A 22,587-nucleotide genomic window follows, 5' to 3' on the forward strand; every position below is an offset into this window, starting at 1 on the left:
CGTTCAGTCGCGTCAGGCGAGCCGTGCGGTTGCTATGTGAATTGCCGGTGAGAGGGCGGGGGCAGGCACTAGCCGAATAATCCGGCCATGTGCGCTAAGGTTCCGCGCGGAGCCGTCCCAGCAATTCCTGCGTCGGATGGCCATCGGCGGGCCAGCCCAACAGTTGCTGAAAGCCACGGATAGCACTGCGGGTATTGGCGCCAATGATGCCGTCCGGTGTGCCTGGGTCAAAGCCATGCATCGTCAGGCGCTCCTGCAATTCGACGCGCTCGGAGCGGCTCAGTGGCTGCTCACCTTTTGGCCAGCTTGCACGTACCCGGCCGGCACCGTTGAAGCGCTCGGACAGCAGCCCGATCGCCAGCGCATAGGATGACGAGTTGTTGTAGCGCAGAATGGCCCGGAAATTATCCAACACCAGGAACGCCGGCCCGCGATAGCCAGCGGGGAGCAACAGCGTAGCTGTTGCCTCATCCATATCAGTGCCGCTCGGTAGTTCGGTCAATCCGAGCTGGCGCCAGGCGGCTACCGTTTTGCGGATAGCGTTGTCAGCCTGCGCATACTCGAACCCGTCCGGCAGCTTGACCTCAAAGCCCCACGGTTGCCCGGCGTTCCAGCCAGAGGCCTGCAGGTAGTGCGCGGCCGAAGCCAGCGCATCGGCAGAGCTGCTCCAGATGTTACGGCTGCCGTCGCCATCGAAATCCACGGCATGAGTGTTGTAGGTGGTTGGAATGAACTGGGTCTGTCCCATTGCGCCGGCCCAGGAACCCCGTAGCTGATCGGCACTCACGTCGCCATGCTCGAGGATTTCCAGCGCAGCCAGCAACTGGCTTTTGGCAAAGCCCGGGCGTCGCCCCTCGTGTGCCAAAGTTGCGAGCGAGCGAATGACGCTCTTGTCGCCCATGATCTGTCCGTAGCTGCTTTCCAGGCCCCAGATGGCCACCAGCGTGTTCCGGTCCACACCATAGCGCGCCTCAATGTCGTCCAGCGTCGCTTGATGTTGGGTTAGCAGGCGCTGGCCGCGCTCAACCCGCTGCTTTGATAGCGCGCCGTCCAGATATTGCCAGACCGGTCGACTGAATTCGGGCTGGCTGCGATCCGCAATGATGATGCTCGGGTCAGGCGTGACACCTGCAAAGGCGCGGTCGAAAACCTGCGCTGAGACACCCGCCTGAAGGGCCTCGCTGCGAAAAGCGTCGCGCCATTCAGCGAAGCTCAGTTGAGCAGGCTCGGCTTCGGGTGGCACCACGTTGGATTCGGCAGTGCTCTGAGCCGGCTGACTAGTCGCGGCCACCTCGGTTGGTGCGGCCGGCTCTGCGGCACAGGCAACCATTATGCTCAGGGCTGATCCGGCAATCAGAGTTCGCAGCAGCAGGACGGGGACGAAGGTGTAAAGCATGCACCACTCTCGGCAGGTCATCGGCAGGTGACATTATCACGCTTTGAAGGGCTTGGCTTTTCAAGCCGCCAGAAGGACCGAAGCCTCCCAGTTGGTGGACTGGGAGGCTTCGCGGCGGTAGCTGCCTTTGCCTTTTTTCGGCTGTTCCTGGCGACAGCGAAACAGAGGTTGCGCTGCCAGGCTTTTGGCCTTGTTCGGCCGCTTTCGTTGCTTGCTCATCACGTACCCTCTTGCTTGCTCATGATCAGGCGAGGGCATCATAGGGGTTGTACAAAAAATGTCCAGCACCTGCCGAGGGCTGGCAAGCCTGGAGCGCGATTCAACTCGCGAGAATCAGGCGACCGATCCCAGCACTGCTTCGCCTCGCGCTACAACCGGATCTGACGTCCACACAGCTGTAGGCACAGATCAGTCAATCCGACCCAGGGATCGCCTTCGGCCTGGCCCTTGATCTGTTCGTCAATTTGTTGCGCGCTCATCAGCAGGCGTTGCCAGCCCGCTGCATCGTGACGTTGAAGCGCTTTGCTGACCAGAGGTTTGCGCTTATCCCATACCGGCGGTCGAGCCTGGCTGAACGCACGGTCTAGCGGTACGCCCTGAGCGTACTGATGGGCAATATTGGCCAGCTGGCGGACTTCGCGCGCGACGGCCCAGAGGATCACCGGCGCCTCGACCCCTTCGGCGCGCAAGCCAGCCAGCATCTGCAGAATGTGCTCCGGCTGACCAAGCAGCGCGGCATCAATCAGCCCGAAGACGTCGTAGCGGGCGCTGTCAGCCACGGCAGCCTGCACGGTTTCGGTGGTTACCTGGCCGCCCTCGGCTAGCAGTTTTAACTTTTCGATTTCCTGCGCGGCGGCCAACAGATTGCCCTCGACGCGGGCTGCGATCAGTTCTACGGCTTCCTGGTCTGCGGCGAGACCGGCCTGTGCCAGGCGTTGTCGAATCCACTGCGGCAGCTGTTGCGCATCCACCGGCCAGATCTGCAGGAACTGCACCTGTTTGCCATCGATCAGCGCCTTGGCCCACTTGGTCTTTTGGGTGTTGCCGTCAAGCTTGGGCAGGCTGATCAGCAGCACGGTGTCTTCTGCAGGTCGTGCAAGGTAGTCGATCAGCGCCGCGGCGCCCTTGTCGCCGGGTTTGCCGTTGGGGATGCGCAGCTCCAGCAGACGCTTTTCCGCAAACAGGGAGAGGCTGGCTCCGGCTTCGATGAGCTGGCCCCAGTCGAAACCGGTTTCGACGTTGAGTACCTGGCGCTCGCTGAAATCTTGTTGGCGGCAGGCCGCACGGATGGCGTCGCTGGCTTCCTGGCAGAGCAGGTGCTCGTCGCCACTGACCACATAGACCGGCGCTAGGGGGCCTTGCAGGTGCTTGGCAAGCTGGGCGGGAGGTAACTTCATCGGAACGATCGGAAGCCTGCGTCAGCAGGCTCCCCGGTCTTCATTGCAGCGGCAGTTCGATGGGCGGCTGCAAAGGTTGTGCAGACTGCTCGCGCATCTGTGCCTCGATCGCCTCGGCTTCGGCGCGCTTCTTCGCTTCCGCGGTCTGCTGCAGCTGGTCGAGCTGTGCCGGTGTGATATTGCGTAGGCGCATGCTCAGCTGCTGCAGGAGTTCGCGGCGCATTTCCCGGCGCAGCTGGCTGGCTTCCTGATCCGAACTGATCAGGTTGCTGCTGTCATGGACATACACCTTGGATACTTCGACCTGGTCTTCCAGCAGCACTGTGTTCTGCGGGCCGCGGATCTCGTAGTCGAGACTCTGGGTCAGTTCGTACTCGGCAGTGCGTGCTGCGGTCGTATAGCTGGCGGTGCGTTGACGGGTCTGCTCACGCACCAGATCAAGGGTGTAGCGAGCACCCGGATAAACCCTGACGCCGCTGTCCTTGAGTAACTCTTCAAGCTGCTGCACGGTTTCGCCGTAGCTGTTGCGGGCTTGCAGATTGACTTCATCGAGCGCGAAGTTGGTATCGCCCGTTCCCCGCAGCTGGAAGCCGCAGGCGCTCAACAGCAGGGCCAGGCCAACCACCACCAGATTGCGTTTGATCATGTTGTTTTCCCCTTGCCAGCCTTAGCGCACGCGCCAAGACGAATCAGTTAGCGACGATATTGACCAGCTTGCCCGGTACCACGATGACCTTGCGGATCGTCAGACCTTCAGTGAAGCGCACAACGTTCTCGTTGGCGCGGGCCGTGGCTTCGACCTCTTCACGAGTGGCGCTCGCGGACACTTCGATTTGTCCGCGCAGCTTGCCGTTGACCTGGACCACCAGTGTCAGGCTGTCCTGAACCAGGGCAGTCTCGTCGACCGTCGGCCATTGTGCATCGATGATCGAGCCGCTGTGACCTAGCTGCTGCCAGAGCTCATGACAGATATGCGGCGTAATCGGCGCCAGCAGCAGCGCAACGGTTTCGAGGCCTTCTTGAAGCAGCGCGCGGTCCTGCTCGGTATCCGCGGCTGCCTTCTCCAGGACGTTCATCAGCGTCATCACCTGGGCGATGGCGGTGTTGAATTTGTGGTGCTGGCCGACATCTTGACTGGCCTGCTTGATCGCCAGGTGAATCGCGCGGCGTACGGCCTTTTGCTCATCACCGAGGCTGGAGATGTCCAGTCGGGCAACGGCACCCGCGCTGACGTGGGCGTGTGCCAGGCGCCAGACGCGGCGCAGGAAGCGACTGGCACCCTCGACGCCGGAATCGGACCACTCCAGGCTCATGTCCGGCGGCGAGGCGAACATCATGAACAGGCGGCAGGTATCGGCGCCGTAGCTGTCGATCATCGCCTGCGGGTCGACACCATTGTTCTTTGACTTCGACATCTTCTCGGTGCCGCCGATTTCTACCGGCAGGCCATCGCTGGCGAGTTTGGCACCGATGACTTTGGCCTTGGCGTCGCGCTCGACGATGACGTCGGCCGGGTTGAACCAGTCCTTGCCGCCATTTTCCAGGGTGCGGTAGTAGGTGTCCGCGATGACCATGCCCTGCGTGAGCAGGTTCTTGAACGGCTCGTTGGAGCTGACCAGCCCCTCGTCACGCATCAGCTTGTGGAAGAAGCGCGCATAGAGCAGATGCAGGATCGCGTGCTCGATGCCACCGATGTACTGGTCTACCGGCAGCCAGTGGTTGGCTGCGGCAGGATCGACCATGCCCTGGTCATAATGCGGCGAGGCATAGCGAGCAAAGTACCAGGACGATTCGACAAAGGTGTCCATGGTGTCGGTTTCGCGCTTGGCTGCGGCGCCGCAATTGGGACAGCTGCAGTCATAGAACTCCGGCATGCGCGCCAGCGGTGAACCGGCGCCATCCGGAACGACGTCTTCGGGCAGCACTACTGGGAGCTGGTCTTCCGGTACCGGTACGTCACCGCAGCTCTGGCAGTGGATGATCGGAATCGGGCAGCCCCAGTAGCGCTGGCGGCTGATGCCCCAATCGCGCAGGCGGAACTGGGTGCGGGCCTGGCCGAGGCCTTTGCGCTGCAGGGCTGCTTCCATGGCGTCGAACGCGCCGTCGAAATCCAGCCCGTTGAATTCGTGGGAATTGATCAGCTCGCCATGCTCACCGTAGGCGTCGTTCCAAGGTGCAGGCGTCTCGTCTCCTGCGCTGGTGCGCACAACAGGTTTGATCGGCAGGTCGTACTTGGTCGCGAAGGCAAAGTCGCGTTCGTCATGGGCCGGAACGGCCATCACTGCGCCTTCGCCGTAGTTCATTAGCACGTAGTTGGCGACCCACACCGGCAGCAGCTCGCCAGTGAGTGGGTGCTGTACCTTCAAAGCAGTGGCAAGGCCTTTCTTTTCCTGGGTGGCGATGTCGGCTTCAGCGACGCCGCCGCGCTTGCATTCATCAATGAACGCTTGCAGTTCTGAATCATTTTGAGCCGCAAGGGTGGCCAGCGGATGTTCGGCGGCCACCGCGACATAGGTGGCACCCATCAGCGTATCGGGGCGGGTGGTGAAGACCTTCATCACGCCTTCGCTGCCGATGCTGGCAGCGTCGTAAGGGAAGCTGATCTCCATGCCGCGCGACTTGCCGATCCAGTTGCGCTGCATGGTCTTGACCTGTTCGGGCCAGCCATCCAGCTCGTCCAGGCTCTCCAGTAGCTCATCCGCGTAGGCGGTGATCTTGAAGTAATACATGGGGATTTCGCGCTTTTCGATCAGAGCGCCAGAGCGCCAGCCGCGACCGTCGATGACCTGCTCGTTTGCCAGTACGGTCTGGTCAACCGGGTCCCAGTTGACGGTGCCGTTCTTGCGATAGATGACGCCCTTTTCGTACAGACGGGTGAACAGCCACTGCTCCCAGCGGTAGTAGTCCGGCTTGCAGGTCGTGACTTCTCGCGTCCAGTCGACAGCCAGTCCCAGGCTCTTGAGCTGGGTGCGCATGTAGTCGATGTTTTCGTAGGTCCACTTGGCTGGCGCGACCTTGTTCTTCATTGCCGCGTTTTCCGCCGGCATGCCGAACGCGTCCCAGCCCATGGGCTGCAGCACATTCTTACCCTGCATGCGCTGGTAGCGGGCAATCACATCGCCAATGGTGTAGTTGCGCACATGCCCCATGTGCAGCTTGCCGCTGGGGTAGGGGAACATCGACAGGCAATAGAAAGTGTCCTTGCCTGGCTGTTCGCTTACTTCAAAGGATTTCTGCGAGTCCCAGTGGGACTGCGCGGCGGCTTCGATTTCGCGGGGCTGATACTGTTCGTGCATGGCTACTGGCGTTGGAAAGGGGGCTGGCTGTTCGCATGGCAGCTCGGGCTGTCGCATGGCTGGCACTAAGCCTGACACGGCGGCGCAACGGGTTGGATACGAACGCATAGAAGCGCCGTAGCATACATGACCCTCCGCAACCGAGGGAAACCCGATTTGCCAGCGCTGAGCGCCCCGTTTGTCGCGCGCGAGGTGGATGTTCGAGTCTGAACTACGCTTGTACAGGGGGCGGGATGAACACGAGGTGAATCATGGGTAAAGAACGCCAGGCGGGTGAGGGCAATCTGTACGGACGCGTGCTGCAGCGGCTGACACTGGCCTTGGAAGAAGCCGAACGAAGAACGGGTGATGAGACTGGCGCTACGGCCGAATTGGAGGTCGGTGGGTTGACCCCTGCGGAGTTCGACCTGATCCGTGCCTACCTGCAGCAGGATTCGCAGTGGTTGTCCGGTTGGCACGCCGCCGCCGAAGAACAGGCGCAGCTGGACCGTCAGGCGACCCGGCCAGCGTTGCGCAATGTGTTGCGGCAGCACTCGAGCAAGCACTGCAAGCAGAGCCCGCCTGCGCTGCGGCAATCGATGGTCTGCGCGCTCTGTGGCACCAGCGTGCATTGGCCAGAGGGCGCCGGCGCGGTCGCTTGCTCGGCTTGCGGTTCGCAGTTGCTTCGTGCTCGGCAACGGTTGCATACCTACCCAAAGCACTGACGGCGTCCGTGCTGCCGACAAGCGGGCGCCTCGGCAGGTAAAGTGGCAGCGGCCGATCGACCGGAGCTGCACATGCCAATACGCTATTTCTTCAAACAGTTACTGCTGCCGCCCGGTGGGCTGCTGTTGTTATTGCTCGCGGCCTGGTGGCTGCGGCGTCGCTCACCACGGCTGGCAGCGTTCTGTTTCATGCTGGGGTTCGGCGGGCTGTGGCTGATGAGCCTGCCGGTGACTGTTGAGTGGGCAGCACGAGCGATCGAAAGCGAAGTGGCGCTGCATCGTTCGGAATGGAGCAGCCTCGGAAAGCGTGCACAGGCAATTGTCGTGCTGGGCGCGGGTCGAGAACAGGCCGATCCCGCGTGGGGTTCCGATCAGCCCAGCCATATCGCCCTTGAGCGGCTGCGTTATGCATCGCGATTGGCGAAGGCGTCGGGTCTGCCAATCCTGGCGAGCGGTGGACTGCACTATGGCGAGCCGCCTAGCGAAGCGCTATTGGCTGCCGAGGCGCTGGAGCGCGATTTCGATACACCAACGCAGTGGCTCGAAGAGCGCAGCCGAACCACCTGGGAGAATGCGCGCTATAGCGCGGAAATGCTCAAGGCTGCGGGAATCAAACGCATCGTGCTGGTGACGTCCGCGTCGCACATGCCGCGGTCGCGCTGGTGCTTTGAGGAGGTCGGGCTGGAAGTGATCGCTGCACCGGTAGGATTCATCGGTGTCCCCAACGGGCGACCCTTTGGCGGCTGGCTGCCCGAGGCGAAGGCCGTCTGGCAGAACGGCATGCTGCTCAACGAAGCAGTTGGCATGCTGGTCTACCCGCTGCTTTATGACAGCGCCTCTGAGTAGATGCACATCGGACGCCGGCTGGCGCGATGAGTATCAGCCTCGCCGACGTCGTACCAGGCCCCAGCCGAGCAGCAGCGCACAGATGGTGATCAAGGGCCAGGAGCGCCATTGCAGATAAGGCGTCAATCCCTGCATGGGCGTGACCTCGCCGTATAGTACCGCTTCCTGAAAAGCCGGGATTTGCTCGACGATGCCGCCGTGCGGGTCGATCAGCACCGTAACGCCGTTATTGGTGGCACGAATCATCCAGCGGCCTGCCTCCAGCGCTCGCATCTGTGCCATCTGCAGATGCTGCAGCGGGCCGATGGAGTGGCCGAACCAGGCGTCGTTGCTGACGGTGAGCAGGATGTCGCTCTGCGCCGCGAGGCCGGCGGCAAACTCGGGATAGACGACTTCGTAGCAAATGAATGGGGCGATCTGAAAGCCCTTCGCCTGCAGCAGTGGTTGCTCGGGTGAACCGCGGGCGAAGTCCGACATGGGTAGATCGAAAAAGGCGATGAGGCCACGCAACAGATCTTGCAGCGGCACGTATTCACCGAACGGCACCAGCTTCTGCTTCAGGTAGATACCTTGCGCGTCGCCTGCCGTGGTCAGGCCGTTGTAGTAGCGCAGCTCCCCGTCGGCGTTGGGCTGGCGTACCGGGACGCCGGTGATCAGGGCTGACTGCCGGTCCTGGGCGAAGCGGCTCATCATCGTCAGGTAGCCTTCAGCGTGCTCCTTGAGAATGGGCACCGCCGTTTCTGGCCACACTATGAGGTCCGCGGGCTTGCTGCGGAAGGTCATGTCGCGGTAGAGCAGCAGCTGCATCTCGAGCTTTTTCGGGTCCCACTTGATGCTTTGCGCAACATTGCCCTGCATTGCGGCGACGGTAATCGGTTCGGCTTTCGCGGAGGTCCAGGCGTGATTGCCGAAGGCCAGTGCGCCGCCCCAGAAGGCGACCAGCAGTATCAGGGCGCCACTCAGCGATGCCTTGTGGCGAAGGAGTTGCGGCAGCTCGACAAGCAGCGTGGCAGTCAGCGCGAGCGCAAAGGTCAGCAGCCAGACGCCGCCGACCGGCGCGAGCCCGGCTAAGGGTCCATCCAGTTGGCTGTAACCGGCGTAAAGCCAGGGGAAGCCTGTCAGGGCCCAGCCGCGCAGGGCGTCCAGGGCGAGCCAGAGTGCGGCGAACAGCAGGGCGTTGAGCAGTGGCGCCGCCGTCTGCCGTAACCAGCGGGCCCAGGCCCAGCCCAGCAGCATGAAGAACAGTGCCAAACCGGCCACGAAGCCCAGTGTCAACGCGCCGGCCAGCACCGGCGGCGCCGAGCCGAAGTCGTGAATGCTGACGTAAACCCAGCTGACGCCCGAGGCGAACAGGCCGAAGCCGTAGCACCAGCCGCGGCCAGCCGCCTGTTTGGGCGTCAGCTCGCGCAGGCCCAGATAAATCACACCCATCGACACCAAGGCCAACGGCCAGATATCGAACGGGGCGAGCGACAGGGTGGTCAGGGCGCCGGCGGCGAGCGCCAGCAGGTTGCCGAGCCAGCCGGGGCGGGTAATCCAACGCATGGATGTTCCTTGGATAGCCGCCGCAAGCGCGAACGGCGTGCGGCGGGTGAATGCTAAAACGAGCTCATAAGTCAGCGCAGCAGCGCTAGCGGTTTTCGACTTCAGTACGGGTCAGGCGCAGCATGTGAACCCGGCGACTGTCGGCATTCAGCACGCGGAAACGGAAGCCATCTATCTCTGTCACCTCGTTACGCTTGGGCAGGTGACCGAAAGTGCTCATCACAAGGCCTGCGACGGTGTCGAATTCTTCGTCGGGGAATTCGCTCTGGAAGAACTCGTTGAAGCTGTCGATGGGCGTCAGCGCCTTGACCAGAAAGTCCCCGCTCGGCAGCGGCCGGATGTAGCTGTCTTCTTCGATGTCATGCTCGTCTTCGATGTCGCCAACGATCTGTTCGAGCACGTCCTCAATGGTGACCAGCCCGGCTACGCCGCCGTATTCGTCAATGACGATCGCCATATGGCTGTGGTTGGCGCGGAACTCGCGCAGCAGCACGTTGAGGCGTTTGGACTCGGGCACGAAAGTGGCGGGGCGCAGCAGGTCCTTGATGTCGAAACTCTGCTGATCGCCCTGCAGGATCAGCGGCAGCAAGTCCTTGGCCAGCAACACGCCAATCACTTCGTCGAGGCTGTCACCGACTACCGGATAGCGCGAGTGCGCTGCGGAAATGATCGCTGGGAGAAACTCCTTTGGCGACTGGTCGGCCCTGATGCTCATCACCTGCGAGCGCGGCACCATGATGTCTCGCACTTGCAGGTCGGCGACTTGAATGGCGCCCTCGACAATCGCCAGGGCTTCGTTGTCGAGCAGTTTGTTCTGGTGGGCGCCGCGCAATACTTCCAGCAGCTCCTCACGGTTTTTCGGCTCATGGGCAAAAGCCTGGCTGATTTTCCCAAACCAGGACTTTTGCCCGTTGCTCGATCGGTCTTCGCTCATGTCTTTGACTCAATGGTCCTTGCAGTTGCCCGTCGCGGGCTATTCGTCAGCATAGGGGTCAGCATGACCCAATTCGGCCAGCAATTGACGCTCGAGGCTTTCCATCTCCTCTGCCTCTTCGTCGTCGATGTGATCGTAGCCCAGCAGATGCAGACATCCATGTATCACCAGATGCGCCCAGTGCGCCTGCGGCGGTTTGCCCTGCTCGGAGGCCTCGCGCTCGACCACTGGCACGCAAATCACCAGATCGCCAAGCAGCGGGATATCCAGAAGCGGAATGCCGTCCGGTCCGTCAGGCACATCAGCCGGGAAGGACAGCACGTTGGTGGCGTAATCCTTCTGCCGCCAGGTGCGATTGAGTTCGCGCCCTTCGGCTTCATCAACCAGGCGGATGGTCAGCTCGGAGTCGCCCTTGCGTTGGCGTAGCGCCAGCTCGCACCAGCGGTGAAGGTCGGCTTCCTCCGGAACGGCGCCGTCAGTTGCAATCTGCAGGTCGAGCTCAATCACCTTGGCTATCCTGCGACATGCGCTTGCCGGCCTGAGCCTGATTGCCCTCGAAGGCCTCGTACGCCTCGACGATGCGCTGCACCAATGGGTGACGCACGACGTCCTTCGGTTTGAAGTGCGTGAAGCTGATGCCGTTGACGTCCTTCAGCACTTCGATCACGTGGGCCAGGCCGCTCTTGGTGCCGCGAGGCAGGTCGACCTGGGTGATATCGCCGGTGATCACCGCTGTGGAACCGAAGCCGATTCGGGTCAGAAACATTTTCATTTGTTCGAGCGTGGTGTTCTGGCTTTCGTCGAGGATGATGAAGCTGTTGTTCAGCGTGCGTCCGCGCATGTAGGCCAGCGGCGCAATTTCGATAACCTGTTTCTCGATCAGCCTGGCGACCTGCTCGAACCCAAGCATCTCGTAAAGTGCGTCGTACAAGGGGCGCAAGTAAGGGTCGATCTTCTGAGCCAGATCGCCGGGGAGGAAGCCCAGCTTTTCACCTGCTTCGACTGCCGGGCGTACCAGCAGGATGCGACGAATCTGCTCGCGCTCCAGCGCGTCGACAGCGCAGGCCACCGCCAGATACGTCTTTCCCGTACCGGCTGGGCCGATGCCGAAGTTGATGTCGTTGTCGAGGATCGACTGCACGTAACGTTGCTGATTGACGCCGCGTGGACGGATATTGCCCTTGCGGGTGCGCAACGAAATGTTCGGGGTCGTGGATGAGTTGTTCAGCTCTTCCATTGCCGATTCCTGCAGGAACAGGTGAACCGTGTCCGGCGAGAGTTCAATGCTCTTGGTCTCGCGGTACAGGCGTCGCAGGAGGTGCTCTGCCGCTTGGGCCACATCGGCGGGGCCGACCAACTCGAACTGATTGCCGCGGTTGCGGATTTCCAGATCGAGGCGCTGCTCGATGAGGCGCAGATGCTCGTCGAACTGGCCGCAGAGATTGGCGAAGCGGTTGGCTTCAAAGGGTTCGAGGGTGAAACGATAAGGTTCTATGGGGGCGTTCAAGGGCTTTTAAGTGACCTGCTTTGCAAATAGGTTGGGTGAGAATAGCGCCGCGCGAGAAAAAAAGCAGCGCGCACCGGTCGTCGCGACCCGTGGCGAAAACGCAGCCGATGCCTTCGCTATCAGCTGCGGTTCAGTTATGCCGTGCGACTCACTGACTCTAGCAGCGTGCCACGCAACGAGTGCGGCAGCGCATCGTCAATGAACACATCAACAAACTGGCCGATCAGTCGGGGGTTGTCGCAACGGAAATTGACGATCCGATTGTGCTCGGTACGGCCCTGTAGCATGCCCGGGTCTTTCTTGGAGTAGTCGGTGACGAGAATGCGCTGCTGCGTACCGGCCATCTTTCGGCTGTTCTCGAAGCCCTGCTGGTTGATCCGTTGCTGCAGGATCGCCAGGCGCTGTTTCTTCACCTCTTCCGGTGTTTCGTCCACCAGATCCGCCGCCGGCGTGCCGGGCCGCGAGCTGTAGACGAAGGAGTAGGAAAAGTCGAAGCCAACGTCTTCGATCAGCTTCATGGTTTGTTCGAAGTCCTTCTCCGTTTCGCCGGGGAAGCCGACGATGAAGTCAGAGCTGATCAGGATATCCGGCACGGCGGCCTTGAGCTTGCGGATCCGCGACTTGTATTCGAGCGCTGTGTGGTTGCGCTTCATTCCCGCCAGCACGCGATCCGAACCCGATTGAACCGGCAGGTGCAGATACTTCACCAGTTCAGGCACTTCGGCGTGCGCCTGAATCAGTGCGTCGGAAAACTCCAGCGGATGACTGGTGGTGTAGCGGATCCGGTCGATGCCATCGACTGCCGCGACCACGCGAATCAGTTCGGCCAGGTCGGCGGTGCGGCCATCATGAGTGGCGCCGCGGTAACCGTTGACGTTCTGCCCGAGCAAGGTGACTTCCCGAACGCCGTTTTCAGCCAGATGGATGACTTCGGCGAGCACATCGTCGAACGGCCGGCTGACTTCTTCGCCGCGGGTGTACGGCACGACGCAGAAAGTGCAGTACTTGCTGCAGCCTTCCATGACCGAAACAAACGCGGTTGGGCCATCGACGCGTGGCTCCGGCAAACGATCGAATTTCTCGATTTCGGGAAACGAAATGTCTACCTGAGGCTTTTTTGTGGTGCGCGCTGCATCGATCATTTCTGGCAATCGGTGCAGGGTCTGCGGGCCAAACACCACGTCGACATAGGGCGCGCGGTCACGGATTGCCGCGCCTTCCTGGCTGGCGACGCAACCCCCAACACCGATTACCAGCTGCGGATTTTCAAGCTTGAGCTCCCGCCAGCGACCCAGCTGGGAGAACACTTTCTCCTGTGCCTTTTCGCGAATCGAGCAGGTGTTGAGCAGGATCACGTCGGCTTCCGCCGGGTTCGCGGTGATCTCCAAGGGCTGCTGCTCACCCAGCAGGTCCACCATGCGCGAGCTGTCGTACTCGTTCATCTGGCAGCCGTGGGTTTCGATATAGAGCTTGCGGGTCATGTCTCGGGCCGGCGTTGTGCAAAAAATGACCGGCGATTATACGGCGAGGGCGTGGGCGATAAAAGTGAAAGCACTGCGGCAGGCGACGAGCTCAAGCGAAAGCAGCAGATACGACGGCGCGAGGCGGTAGGACGCAAGGGTATGGCTTGCCGAGTGTTACTCGCCTGCCGTCTGCAATTCCATCAGATAGTCACGGAATATCTGTCCAAGGACCTGGGTCGCGATTTCGTGCTCTTCGCGGCCCATCTGCGCCGAGACGCGGTCAGCGGTATCCAGCGCCTCTTCTTCGCCGTTGACCGCCGACATCTTCAATACCACGTAAGCCTGGACGTTGTTGGCCGGCACCCCTTCACCGCGAAAGAACATTACGCCGAGTCGGTGCTGGGCCAGCGCGTGGCCCTTCAGCGACGCCTGCTCGAACCAGTGAAGCGCTTTGGCCAGATCACGTGGCGCGCGCCGACCGTTGTAGTAATAGTCACCGAGCTCATAGGCTGCCTGCAGGTCACCCTGGTTGGCGGCGTGCTCGCACGCACGCAGCGCTTCGTTCATCGCTTCCGGAACGGTGTTCAGCGCGCAGCGGGAAGTGGCGGGGATCAGCAGCGAGTTGCCGCCCGCCATGCCCAGCAGGGGTGTGAGTAGCAGCAGGCAGCCAAGAGCGAGGCTGCGGCCGGTGCAAGTCATGAATCAAGGCGCCTCGAAGATCAGGGCGGTGACTGAAAAGTCCGGCGTGAAACGAGCCGACTGTCACATTATGGATAACCAGTGCCCTGCTTACAAAGGCTTTAACGGCAGGCATTCGGCTTTTTTATGTTGTGGCAGGGCTTTCTTCGCGCAAGTTGCCGGGCAAATGAAGCAATAGCCAGGCGATGATCGGAATGGCCAGTGCCAGCCACAGCTGCTGATAGGCCTGCAGCGGATTGGAGCTGAGCAGCAGCCCACCCCACGGCAGCAGTGCCATGAGCAAAGCACCTCCAGTCAACCCTGCTGCGGTCTGCAGGCGCGCTGGCCACTGCAGCAACCCCGCATAAACGACCAGCAGAGCACTCAGCAGGCCCAGCGACAAGGCGTATGGCGCGCTCCAGCCCAACTGCCTGGCCAGCTCGAAAAACGCACACAATCCGATGATCACCCGACCCCAGGTGGGGCGGCTCCAGATCCATCTGCGCGACAGCGTGAGCGCGACTACGCCGACGAGCGGCAGGCCGAGCAGCAGCGTTGCCTGCAGCAGCCAGCGTTCTGCCTCGAGCGTATCGGCACCGAGCGACAAACGTGCCGTCGCGCATGCGCCCGTTCCGGCAGCCAGGCTGAACGCTAGCAACGCGGAGAACAGCGCCGGTTGATCCGGCTCGCCGTAGCCTCGCCGGGCGCTGCCGATCCAGATGGCGCTCGCCAGCCCCGTCAGCATCAAAAGCACGGCTTGTAGCAGGTCAGGCACCAGGCTCATTTCAGCTGAGCGAAGGCGCGTTCGGCGGCATCGAAGGTGATCTGCAATTCCTTGTCGCCATGGGCGATGGAGGTGAAGCCGGCTTCGAAGGCGCTGGGCGCCAGGTACACGCCACCCTCGAGCATCAGGTGGAAGAAGCGCTTGAAACGTTCGGCATCGCTGGCCATCACGTCGTCGAAGGTAACGATGGCGTCCGCTTGGCTGAAATACAGGCCGAACATGCCGCCAACCTGGGTGGTGACGAAAGGAATGCCGGCAGCTTCGGCCCGCTCTTTCAGCCCCTGCAGCATGCGTGTGGTGTAGGCGGTGAGTTCTTCATGAAACCCAGGGCGGTTGATCAGCTTCAGTGTCGTCAGTCCTGCCGCCATCGCCAGTGGATTACCCGACAGGGTGCCGGCCTGGTAGACGGGGCCGAGCGGAGCAATGCGTTCCATGATGGCGCGCTTGCCGCCGAAGCAGCCGACCGGCATGCCGCCGCCGATGATCTTGCCGAAGGTGGTCAGGTCGGGGGTGACGCCGTAGTGAGCCTGAGCCCCGCCGAGGGCGACGCGAAAGCCGGTCATCACTTCATCGAAGATAAGCACTACGCCGTGCTTGTCGCACTGCTCGCGCAGCCCCTGTAGGTAGCCGGGCGCTGGCGGTACGCAATTCATGTTGCCGGCAACCGGCTCGACGATGATGCACGCCACTTCGTTGCCCACCTCGGCGAGCATTTGCTCGACGGCTGCCAGGTCGTTGAAGGGCAGTGTCAGGGTGTGCTTTGCGAATGCTGCCGGTACGCCTGCAGAGCTGGGAACGCCCTGGGTCAGGGCGCCGGAACCGGCCTTGACCAGCAGGCTATCGGAGTGGCCGTGATAGCAGCCTTCGAACTTGATAATGCTGTCACGTCCGGTATAGCCGCGGGCCAGGCGGATCGCGCTCATGGTTGCCTCTGTGCCCGAGCTGACCATGCGCATCATTTCCATGGACGGGACCAGGCTGCAGACCAGCTCAGCCATTTCGGTTTCCATCGCCGTCGGTGCGCCGTAGGACAGGCCGTGTTGCAGCTGATTGCGGACCGCGTCGAGTACCTCAGGATGGCCATGGCCGAGGATCATTGGGCCCCAGGAACCGACGTAATCGACGTAGCGCTTGTCATCTTCGTCTGTCACATAGGCGCCTTCGGCATGCTTGAAGAACAACGGTGTACCGCCAACGCTGCGGAAGGCGCGTACCGGCGAGTTCACGCCGCCTGGAATTCGGTTCTGAGCACTTGCGAAGAGGGTTTCGGAACGGGACATGGGGCCTCTCTCGATACAGGAAAAGGGTTGATAAGCACGGCGATGGGCGCCGTGCAGTGTTCAATTAGTGGCGAATAGCTCGCTGAAAGCCCGCGCGCGGCGCTCGACTTCGCTGGCCGTATCGGCAGCGAACAGGGCGTGGATAACGGCGATCAGACTGGCGCCCTGAGCGATCAGCCCCGGCGCATTGTCCAGCGTCACGCCGCCGATCGCAGCGATCGGCACGTTGAAGCGCTGATGCGCCTCTGTCAGCAGATCAGGCGTCGCGGCGGGCGCGCCTGGTTTGGTGTTCGAGTCGAAGAACCGGCCGAAAGCGATGTAGCTGGCCCCCTCACGGATCGCCTGTTCAGCCAGATCCAGACGCGCATGGCAGGTTCCGCCAATGATGGCTTTACGTCCGAGCAGGGCGCGGGCTACCGACAGCGAGCCGTCTTCCTGGCCGAGGTGCAGGCCTACGCCCAATCGTGCAGCAAGCTCGGCGTCATCATTGATGATCAGCTGGGTCCCGTGACGATCGCAAATTTCTCGTAGCGCTTCGGCTTCGCGCAGGCGGCGCGCATCGTCATGGGATTTGTCACGGTATTGCAGCAGGCGAGCGCCGCCTTTTACGGCGGCTTCGGCGTAGGGCAGCAGGCGCCCTTCACCGAGCAGCTTACTGTCGGTGATAGCGTACAGGCCGCGCAGCTTCGTGTTGTCCTTCATCGGATGGCCTCCTCAGGCCAGGTCCAGCGGCAGACGCCGTGGAATGTATTGACCACGGCCTGGCGCTTCGGCGTCACGCAGGGTGCGCCAGGTGTAATCGAGGGCGGACTTCACTGCGCTGGCCAGGTCCTCGCCGAGGGCCAGCCTTCCAGATAGCGCGCTGGCCAGAGTGCAGCCAGACCCGTGATAGCTTCCCGGCAGGCGCTGGCAGCTGAAATCGTAGCGGCTACCGTCGCGGCAATAGAGACGGTTGTGAACTTCGGTCTCGTCGCCATGGCCGCCAGTGATCAGCAGGTGACGGATGAAGGGCAGCAACTTCTCCGCGCACTCATCGGCGCTGCCATTCGGGAGTTCGGCAAGAATCCGGGCTTCGGGCAGGTTCGGTGTGGCAATAGTAGACACCGGGAACAGCCGTTCGCGCATGGCGTAGCCGACTTCGTCCTTGCCCAGCGCACCGCCGCCACCGGCGCGCAGCACCGGATCACAGACCAGCGGGACGCCCGGCAGCTTCTGCATGATTTGCAGTACCGTCTCGACCATCTCCACCGAGCCGAGCATGCCCAGCTTGACGGCGGCCACTGGCAGGTCGGCTATCACCGTGTGGGCCTGAGCCAGCACCCACTCCCGATCGAGCACGCGAAAGTCAGTGACATTGACGGTGTCCTGAACAGTGAGTGCGGTCACCGACGGCGCGGCGTGACAACCTTGGGCAATCAGCGCTTCGATGTCCGCCTGTAGCCCGGCACCGCCGCTCGGGTCGTGGCCGGAAAGGCAAAGAACGACAGGGCGGGAGCAGTGGCCGGACATCGATGGGTTCCCCGAGTCATGGTGTGGTGGATTCGGCCGGGGCTAGGCGCAGCCGGATTTCATGGCGTGCGAGCTTATCACCAATCCTGCCAGGCAGCTCATGCCGGCACGGCTCGCTACTGCCGACGTATACGTTCGTCTGCTGCCCGGATGTCGTCGATTCTATGGCGCCAGAACCATGTTAAAGTGCCAGCACTTAGCTTCGGCTGTGTGCATTCGGAAGAACGGGGGTTCTTCTGGCGCAGCTCGACGGATTGTCTTCTTCATGCACCATATCCTCATTTTTCTGCTCGCCTTGCTTCCAGCCATGGCGGGTGCCGTCGAGTTCAGCAGCGACACTCAGCGTCTTCCGTTGGGCCACGTCATGGCAGTGCTGGAGGACCCAAGCCGTGACGCCACGATTGAGGAGGTGGTCGCACTCGATGCGGCTGGTCGCTTCGTCGAGAACCATGAGGATGTCCTCAATGCCGGCTATTCACGCTCGGCGTTCTGGTTGCGCGTCGATCTGGACTACCGTGCCGAGCCGCCGGCCGCGCGCAGCCGCTGGTGGTTGGAGCTGGCGTATCCGCCGCTCGACCATCTCGATCTCTATCTGCCAGATGGCCGCGGCGGCTATCACCTTGCCCAGCAGAGCGGCGACGCGCTGCCTTTCCACGATCGCCAGATCAAACAGCGCAACCATCTTTTCGAACTGCAGTTGACGCCTGACCAGCCACAGCGGATCTACCTGCGTCTGGAGAGTCAGGGCTCGATTCAGGTTCCGCTGGCGCTGTGGGCACCGGTGGCTTACCTGGAAGAGCAGTCCGGGCATGTCTACGTGCTGGCGATCATCTATGGCGTGCTGCTGGTGATGCTGTTTTACAACCTGTTTATCTACCTCAGCGTGCGTGATCGCAGCTATCTCTATTACATCCTCTACATCGCCTCGTTCGGCCTGTATCAGGTCTCGGTCAACGGCCTGGGCGTGCAGTACCTGTGGCCTAATTGGCCGTGGTGGGCCAATGCCTCGACGCCATTTCTGATAGGCGCGGCCGGACTGTTTGGCTGCCAATTCGCGCGCAGCTTTCTGCATACCGCTGAGCACAGTCCCTGGATCGACCGCACCTTGATGCTGCTGATGGCGTTGGGAGCGGTGACGATGGTTGTATCGCTGACCTCCAGCTACGCATTGGCGCTGCGCATGGCGACCTTCCTTGCGCTCTGGTTCATTCTGGTGATTTTCGTCGCCGCCATCGTGGCCTGGCGTCGGGGGATGCGGGTGGCGCGCTATTTCCTCATCGCCTGGTCGGCCTTTCTCATCGGCGGACAGATCAACACGCTGATGGTGCTGGGCTACCTGCCGCACATGTTCATTACCATGTACGCCGGACAGATCGGTTCGGCGCTCGAGGTAGCGCTGCTGTCGCTGGCCCTGGCCGACCGGATCAACATGATGAAGGAAGAGCGGGCTCAGGTGCTAGAAGAGACTGGGCGCAAACTCGAAGCCATGAACCGCGAACTGGCCGAGAGCAATCGCCTCAAGGATCAGTTCCTCGCCAACGTCACCCACGAGCTGCGCACCCCCATGCACGGTGTGATCGGCAGCCTGGACCTGATGCGCACCCTGGAGCTGAGCGGCGAGCTGGAGCAATACCAGCGTATCGCCACCGGATCGGCGCGCGACATGATGCAGCTGGTCAATGACATCCTCGCCTTGACTGAACTGCAGGCGGGCAAGTTGCGGGTGCGCAACGAGCCGTTCAGCGTGCGGATGTTGGCCGATGAGCTTTATGCCGAGTATGGCGCGCGTGCCGCAATGCGGGGTTTGAGCTTTGATCTCGAGCTCAATGGCGAGCTACCGGAGATACTGGTCGGTGACGTCGGAAAGCTGAAACAGAGCCTAGGCTACCTGCTCGACAACGCCATCAAGTTCACCTTGCGCGGGGGTGTCACGCTGGCGGTCAAGGGTTATGAGAGCACCCCCGGTTACATGCTCGATGTGACGGTGATCGATACAGGCGTCGGGTTCGACGCGCCTGTGGATGACTCACTGTTCCAGTACTTCCGCCAACTCGATGGCAGCATGACTCGCCAGTACGGTGGGCTGGGTATCGGCCTGTCCCTGTGCAAGCAGCTGGTGGCATTGCAGGGCGGAACGGTTTCCTGCCAATCCGAGCCGGGCCGCGGCAGTCGTTTTCAGGTGCTCGTGCCCGTCGAAGTGAGCTGAGTGCGCAAGACCAAGCGTCTAGCCTCAGGCGTTCGGTCAGTTCTGGGCGTTGCATCGCGCAGACTTTGGCCGAAACCTCACTTTTGCCCTGCATAGCTGCGTGCTTCACTTCTCTGGCGGGTGCCCCCAGACGATGCCCGCATCGGCCCGGTGATCTATTCGCATGACAGCGGTGAGTATCGCTAACCCATGGTTGCATGCCGTCGGGCCCCTTGCCGCTTCTGCCGAGGAGACCCGAGATGAGCCTGCAGCAATACGCCGAAACCCATGAGGTGCTGAATCAGGTGCCGCCGCTGGACGGGGCCAACCTGTACCGCCTCGACCTGCCGCTGCAGGATTGGGTGCGGCGATACCGCGGCGGCTGGGCCGAGTCGCGCCTGGATGACTACGGTGCATTGGCTGGCGGCCCGTTGATGGCCGCCGGATTTCTGGCCAACGAAAACAAGCCTGTTTTCAAGAGCCACGACCGCTACGGCCACCGCATCGACCTGGTGGAGTTTCATCCGGCTTACCATGAGTTGATGGGCGCCGCGATTGCTCATGGCATCCCGTCGTTGCCCTGGACCGATCCGCAGGCCGGCGCCCAGGTGGCGCGTGCCGGGTTGATGTATCTGCACAATCAGGCCGAGTCCGGCAGCAGCTGCCCGCTGACCATGACCTACGCCAGCGTCCCGGCGCTACGACAGCAGCCGGGCATCGCCGACGTCTGGCTGCCGAAGATTCTCAGCCAAGACTATGACCCGCGCAACCTGCCGATGGAGCAGAAAAGCGGCGTCACCATCGGCATGGCCATGACTGAAAAACAGGGCGGTACCGACGTGCGCGCCAATACCACCCGAGCGCATGCGGTCGGCGCTGGCGGCCCCGGTCAGCCCTACGAGTTGGTCGGGCATAAATGGTTCTGCTCTGCGCCGATGTGCGATGCGTTTCTGACCCTGGCGCAAACCGACAAGGGACTGAGCTGCTTTCTCCTGCCACGACACCAACCGGATGGCAGCCGCAACGGGTTCTATATCCAGCGGCTGAAGAACAAGCTGGGCAATTGGTCCAACGCTTCCAGCGAAGTGGAGTACCGCGGGGCCCTGGCCTGGATGATCGGAGAGGAAGGCCGCGGCGTGCCGACCATCATCGAAATGGTGTCTTCGACCCGCTTCGATTGCATGATCGGTTCCAGTTCCCTGATGCGCCAGGCGCTGACGCAGGCCATGCATCACTGCGCACATCGTCAGGTTGGTGGCCGTGCACTGATTGAGCAGCCACTGATGCAGAACGTGCTGGCCGACCTCGCGCTGGAGAGTGAGGCGGCGTTGGCGCTGACCATGCGTATGGGGCGCGCGCTCGACCATCCGTTCGATGAGCAGGAAGAAAAGTTCGCTCGGTTGGTGACGGCGATCGGCAAATACTGGATCTGCAAACGCGCCCCGGAAATGATCGCCGAGGCCAGCGAATGCCTGGGTGGTGCCGGTTACGTCGAGGACACCATCATGCCGCGGCTGTACCGCGAGGCGCCGGTGAACTCCATCTGGGAAGGCTCGGGCAACGTGCAATGCCTTGACGTGCTGCGTGCGCTGTCGAAGGAAGCCGGTGTGCTCGATGTGTTGTTCGCCGAGCTGGGAGACGGTCACGGCGATGCGCGTTTGAAGCATCAGATCAACAGGCTGCAAAGCGCTTTTGCCGATAAAGACGACATCCAGTACCGCGCGCGCCAACTGACCGAAGACGTCGCTGTCGCGCTGCAGGCCAAGCTGCTGCTTGAGGCCGGTAACGATGCCGTGTCGGATGCCTTTATCACCAGCCGCCTGGAAGGCTGCGGACGGGTCTTCGGCACACTACCGCGTGGGCTGGATATCCAGCGGCTGCTGAAGCGGAGTATGCCGGTCGAGCGTTAGGCGCGGCCGGCGTTTACTCGGGCAAGATCGCGCCAGCCTGCGGCGTTTGAATATCCCGCTCGGGAATCTCCCAAATCACCAGCTTCGGTGGCGTTTCGCTGAAGTCGCGGCTGGCGAAGTAGCGGGTCGCGGCGCCGGCGAACTCGCCGCCTTCCTTGGCGAAGTTGCCTACTGCGGCGCCCAAGGCTTGTTCAAGGAAGGCAGGAAAGTTCGAGTTCTGCGAGAACGACGTGCCGATCAGCGCAATGTTTGGCAGCTGCGCATCACCGAACAGGTCATCTTCGCTGAGGTTGTCGCTGGCCTCGGCTTGTGTCTCGAAGCGGGTGGGGCGGACCTCTTCCTGTTCGGGCTGCAGCGCGTGCGGTAGCCAGTCGAGGCCAGCCAGGCGTGGCAGGTCGCCTGGGCGTGGCTGGAGTTCTCCAGGTTGACCGACCAGCGTTTTCGCCGGGCTGGGGCTCACGTCGGTTTGTTGCACCGCTGCGGCCAATGCGGCTGCGGCCGCCTGCGCGCCGGCTTCGCTCCAGTGAGTATCCGTACGCAGAAAAGCCTCGGGCCCCTGCGCCGCGAGCGCAGGGGTAAGGTCCAGGGTGCGGACGCCCGACAACTGCACCGTCCAGTCCTTAATGCGTGTCTCGAAACGCTCCGGTCGAGGAATACCGCACAACGCCTCGCTGGCGATCCGCGATTTGTCCGGCACGATGGCGACGATCAGCTCGATGCCGCGGCTGGCCAGATACTCGCGTACGGCATGAACCTGTTCCGCCTTGGCGGCGGCGTTCGCGTCAGCCTCGGGATGGACTTTCAGCTCGTCGGCGATGTACAGCCAGCCATCGCACCCTTCGCGCACGCGCGGGCCGAGGTCGTCGATCAGCAGCCAGCTGGCGGCACGTTCGAGGCGCGCGGCCTGCTCGGGAAAGGGCACGTTCGCCAGTTCGTCGGCGATGCGGTGAGTCACCTCGCCATGGATCAGCGCATCCCAGCTAGGGCGACCTTCGATCAGGTCGACGCGGCCGGTACACACCGCCCACAGGCAGGAGAGCAGGCCGCAGGCGAAAAACAGCACAAGCACCACGCCGGCCAGTGGGCTCAGGCGGACGCTGAGCTCGGAAGGTGGAACCGGTGCCGGGGAGGAGGGGAGCGAAGGAGTGGTCAT

19 protein-coding genes and 1 pseudogene are annotated in these 22,587 nt (G+C 62.2%); 4 read left to right on the plus strand and 16 right to left on the minus strand.

The window, feature by feature from the left end; genetic code table 11:
- Positions 1–94: 94 nt before the first annotated feature.
- The 5 genes from ACSSNI_RS02125 to leuS form a co-directional block, all read right to left on the minus strand.
- A complete protein-coding gene (locus ACSSNI_RS02125; RefSeq protein WP_200639847.1) occupies positions 95–1,396 on the minus strand; it encodes a lytic murein transglycosylase in 1,302 nt (433 codons plus the stop codon).
- A 60-nt stretch (positions 1,397–1,456) separates the two neighbouring features.
- The gene (gene arfA, locus ACSSNI_RS02130) at positions 1,457–1,615 is read right to left on the minus strand and encodes an alternative ribosome rescue factor ArfA (protein WP_102837468.1); all 159 of its coding nucleotides are present in this window, start codon (positions 1,613–1,615) and stop codon (positions 1,457–1,459) included.
- Between the two features lie 149 nt (positions 1,616–1,764).
- The gene (gene holA / locus ACSSNI_RS02135) at positions 1,765–2,793 is read right to left on the minus strand and encodes a DNA polymerase III subunit delta (RefSeq protein WP_200639846.1); all 1,029 of its coding nucleotides are present in this window, start codon (positions 2,791–2,793) and stop codon (positions 1,765–1,767) included.
- 40 nt (positions 2,794–2,833) lie between these two features.
- Positions 2,834–3,439 (minus strand): LPS-assembly lipoprotein LptE, encoded by a 606-nt coding sequence (locus tag ACSSNI_RS02140; protein ID WP_200639845.1) that lies wholly within the window; start codon positions 3,437–3,439, stop codon positions 2,834–2,836.
- 43 nt (positions 3,440–3,482) lie between these two features.
- A complete protein-coding gene (gene leuS / locus ACSSNI_RS02145; RefSeq protein WP_200639844.1) occupies positions 3,483–6,089 on the minus strand; it encodes a leucine--tRNA ligase in 2,607 nt (868 codons plus the stop codon).
- Between the two features lie 251 nt (positions 6,090–6,340).
- Between leuS and ACSSNI_RS02150 the strand changes: the two genes are divergently transcribed.
- Entirely contained in the window at positions 6,341–6,793 is a 453-nt protein-coding gene (locus tag ACSSNI_RS02150; protein ID WP_200639843.1) for a hypothetical protein, read from the plus strand.
- A gap of 72 nt (positions 6,794–6,865) precedes the next feature.
- Positions 6,866–7,639, plus strand: coding sequence for a YdcF family protein (locus ACSSNI_RS02155; protein WP_200639842.1), 774 nt, complete (start codon positions 6,866–6,868; stop codon positions 7,637–7,639).
- Positions 7,640–7,672: 33 nt separating this feature from the next.
- Here the strand turns inward: ACSSNI_RS02155 and lnt are convergent, their stop codons facing one another.
- The 10 genes from lnt to ACSSNI_RS02205 all read right to left on the minus strand — a co-directional run bounded on the left by lnt (position 7,673) and on the right by ACSSNI_RS02205 (position 17,339).
- The gene (gene lnt, locus ACSSNI_RS02160; protein WP_200639841.1) at positions 7,673–9,184 is read right to left on the minus strand and encodes an apolipoprotein N-acyltransferase; all 1,512 of its coding nucleotides are present in this window, start codon (positions 9,182–9,184) and stop codon (positions 7,673–7,675) included.
- A gap of 85 nt (positions 9,185–9,269) precedes the next feature.
- The gene (locus ACSSNI_RS02165) at positions 9,270–10,118 is read right to left on the minus strand and encodes an HlyC/CorC family transporter (RefSeq protein ID WP_102837463.1); all 849 of its coding nucleotides are present in this window, start codon (positions 10,116–10,118) and stop codon (positions 9,270–9,272) included.
- Positions 10,119–10,157: 39 nt separating this feature from the next.
- Positions 10,158–10,625 carry an rRNA maturation RNase YbeY gene (gene ybeY / locus ACSSNI_RS02170; protein ID WP_102837462.1) on the minus strand — a complete coding sequence of 156 codons (468 nt, stop codon included), beginning with the start codon at positions 10,623–10,625 and terminating at the stop codon, positions 10,158–10,160.
- The gene (locus ACSSNI_RS02175; RefSeq protein ID WP_200639840.1) at positions 10,618–11,625 is read right to left on the minus strand and encodes a PhoH family protein; all 1,008 of its coding nucleotides are present in this window, start codon (positions 11,623–11,625) and stop codon (positions 10,618–10,620) included. The genes ybeY and ACSSNI_RS02175 overlap by 8 nt, the downstream gene beginning before the upstream one ends.
- A gap of 134 nt (positions 11,626–11,759) precedes the next feature.
- On the minus strand, positions 11,760–13,106 hold the full coding sequence (gene miaB / locus ACSSNI_RS02180; protein ID WP_148925305.1) for a tRNA (N6-isopentenyl adenosine(37)-C2)-methylthiotransferase MiaB: 1,347 nt from the start codon (positions 13,104–13,106) through the stop codon (positions 11,760–11,762).
- Between the two features lie 156 nt (positions 13,107–13,262).
- Positions 13,263–13,787, minus strand: coding sequence for a tetratricopeptide repeat protein (locus ACSSNI_RS02185; protein ID WP_148925304.1), 525 nt, complete (start codon positions 13,785–13,787; stop codon positions 13,263–13,265).
- 124 nt (positions 13,788–13,911) lie between these two features.
- Complete coding sequence (locus ACSSNI_RS02190; protein ID WP_200639839.1) at positions 13,912–14,550, minus strand: hypothetical protein; 639 nt, start codon at positions 14,548–14,550, stop codon at positions 13,912–13,914.
- Entirely contained in the window at positions 14,547–15,830 is a 1,284-nt protein-coding gene (gene hemL / locus ACSSNI_RS02195) for a glutamate-1-semialdehyde 2,1-aminomutase (protein WP_102837457.1), read from the minus strand. Before hemL ends, ACSSNI_RS02190 begins: the two co-directional genes overlap by 4 nt.
- Positions 15,831–15,890: 60 nt before the next feature.
- Positions 15,891–16,532 carry a thiamine phosphate synthase gene (gene thiE / locus ACSSNI_RS02200; protein ID WP_148925302.1) on the minus strand — a complete coding sequence of 214 codons (642 nt, stop codon included), beginning with the start codon at positions 16,530–16,532 and terminating at the stop codon, positions 15,891–15,893.
- A 12-nt stretch (positions 16,533–16,544) separates the two neighbouring features.
- On the minus strand, positions 16,545–17,339 hold the full coding sequence (locus tag ACSSNI_RS02205; RefSeq protein WP_200639838.1) for a bifunctional hydroxymethylpyrimidine kinase/phosphomethylpyrimidine kinase: 795 nt from the start codon (positions 17,337–17,339) through the stop codon (positions 16,545–16,547).
- Between the two features lie 265 nt (positions 17,340–17,604).
- Here ACSSNI_RS02205 and ACSSNI_RS02210 point away from each other — a divergent pair.
- Both ACSSNI_RS02210 and ACSSNI_RS02215 read left to right on the plus strand, forming a co-directional pair.
- Positions 17,605–19,533: pseudogene (locus ACSSNI_RS02210) on the plus strand (sensor histidine kinase); the annotation flags it as partial.
- Between the two features lie 251 nt (positions 19,534–19,784).
- Entirely contained in the window at positions 19,785–21,434 is a 1,650-nt protein-coding gene (locus ACSSNI_RS02215; RefSeq protein ID WP_200639836.1) for an acyl-CoA dehydrogenase family protein, read from the plus strand.
- A gap of 13 nt (positions 21,435–21,447) precedes the next feature.
- On the opposite strand, the gene ACSSNI_RS02220 is transcribed toward ACSSNI_RS02215, so the two are convergent.
- Positions 21,448–22,587: an alginate O-acetyltransferase AlgX-related protein gene (locus ACSSNI_RS02220; protein ID WP_200639835.1), complete on the minus strand. Its 1,140-nt coding sequence runs from the start codon at positions 22,585–22,587 to the stop codon at positions 21,448–21,450.

This window comes from Stutzerimonas tianxiuensis (assembly GCF_053470365.1).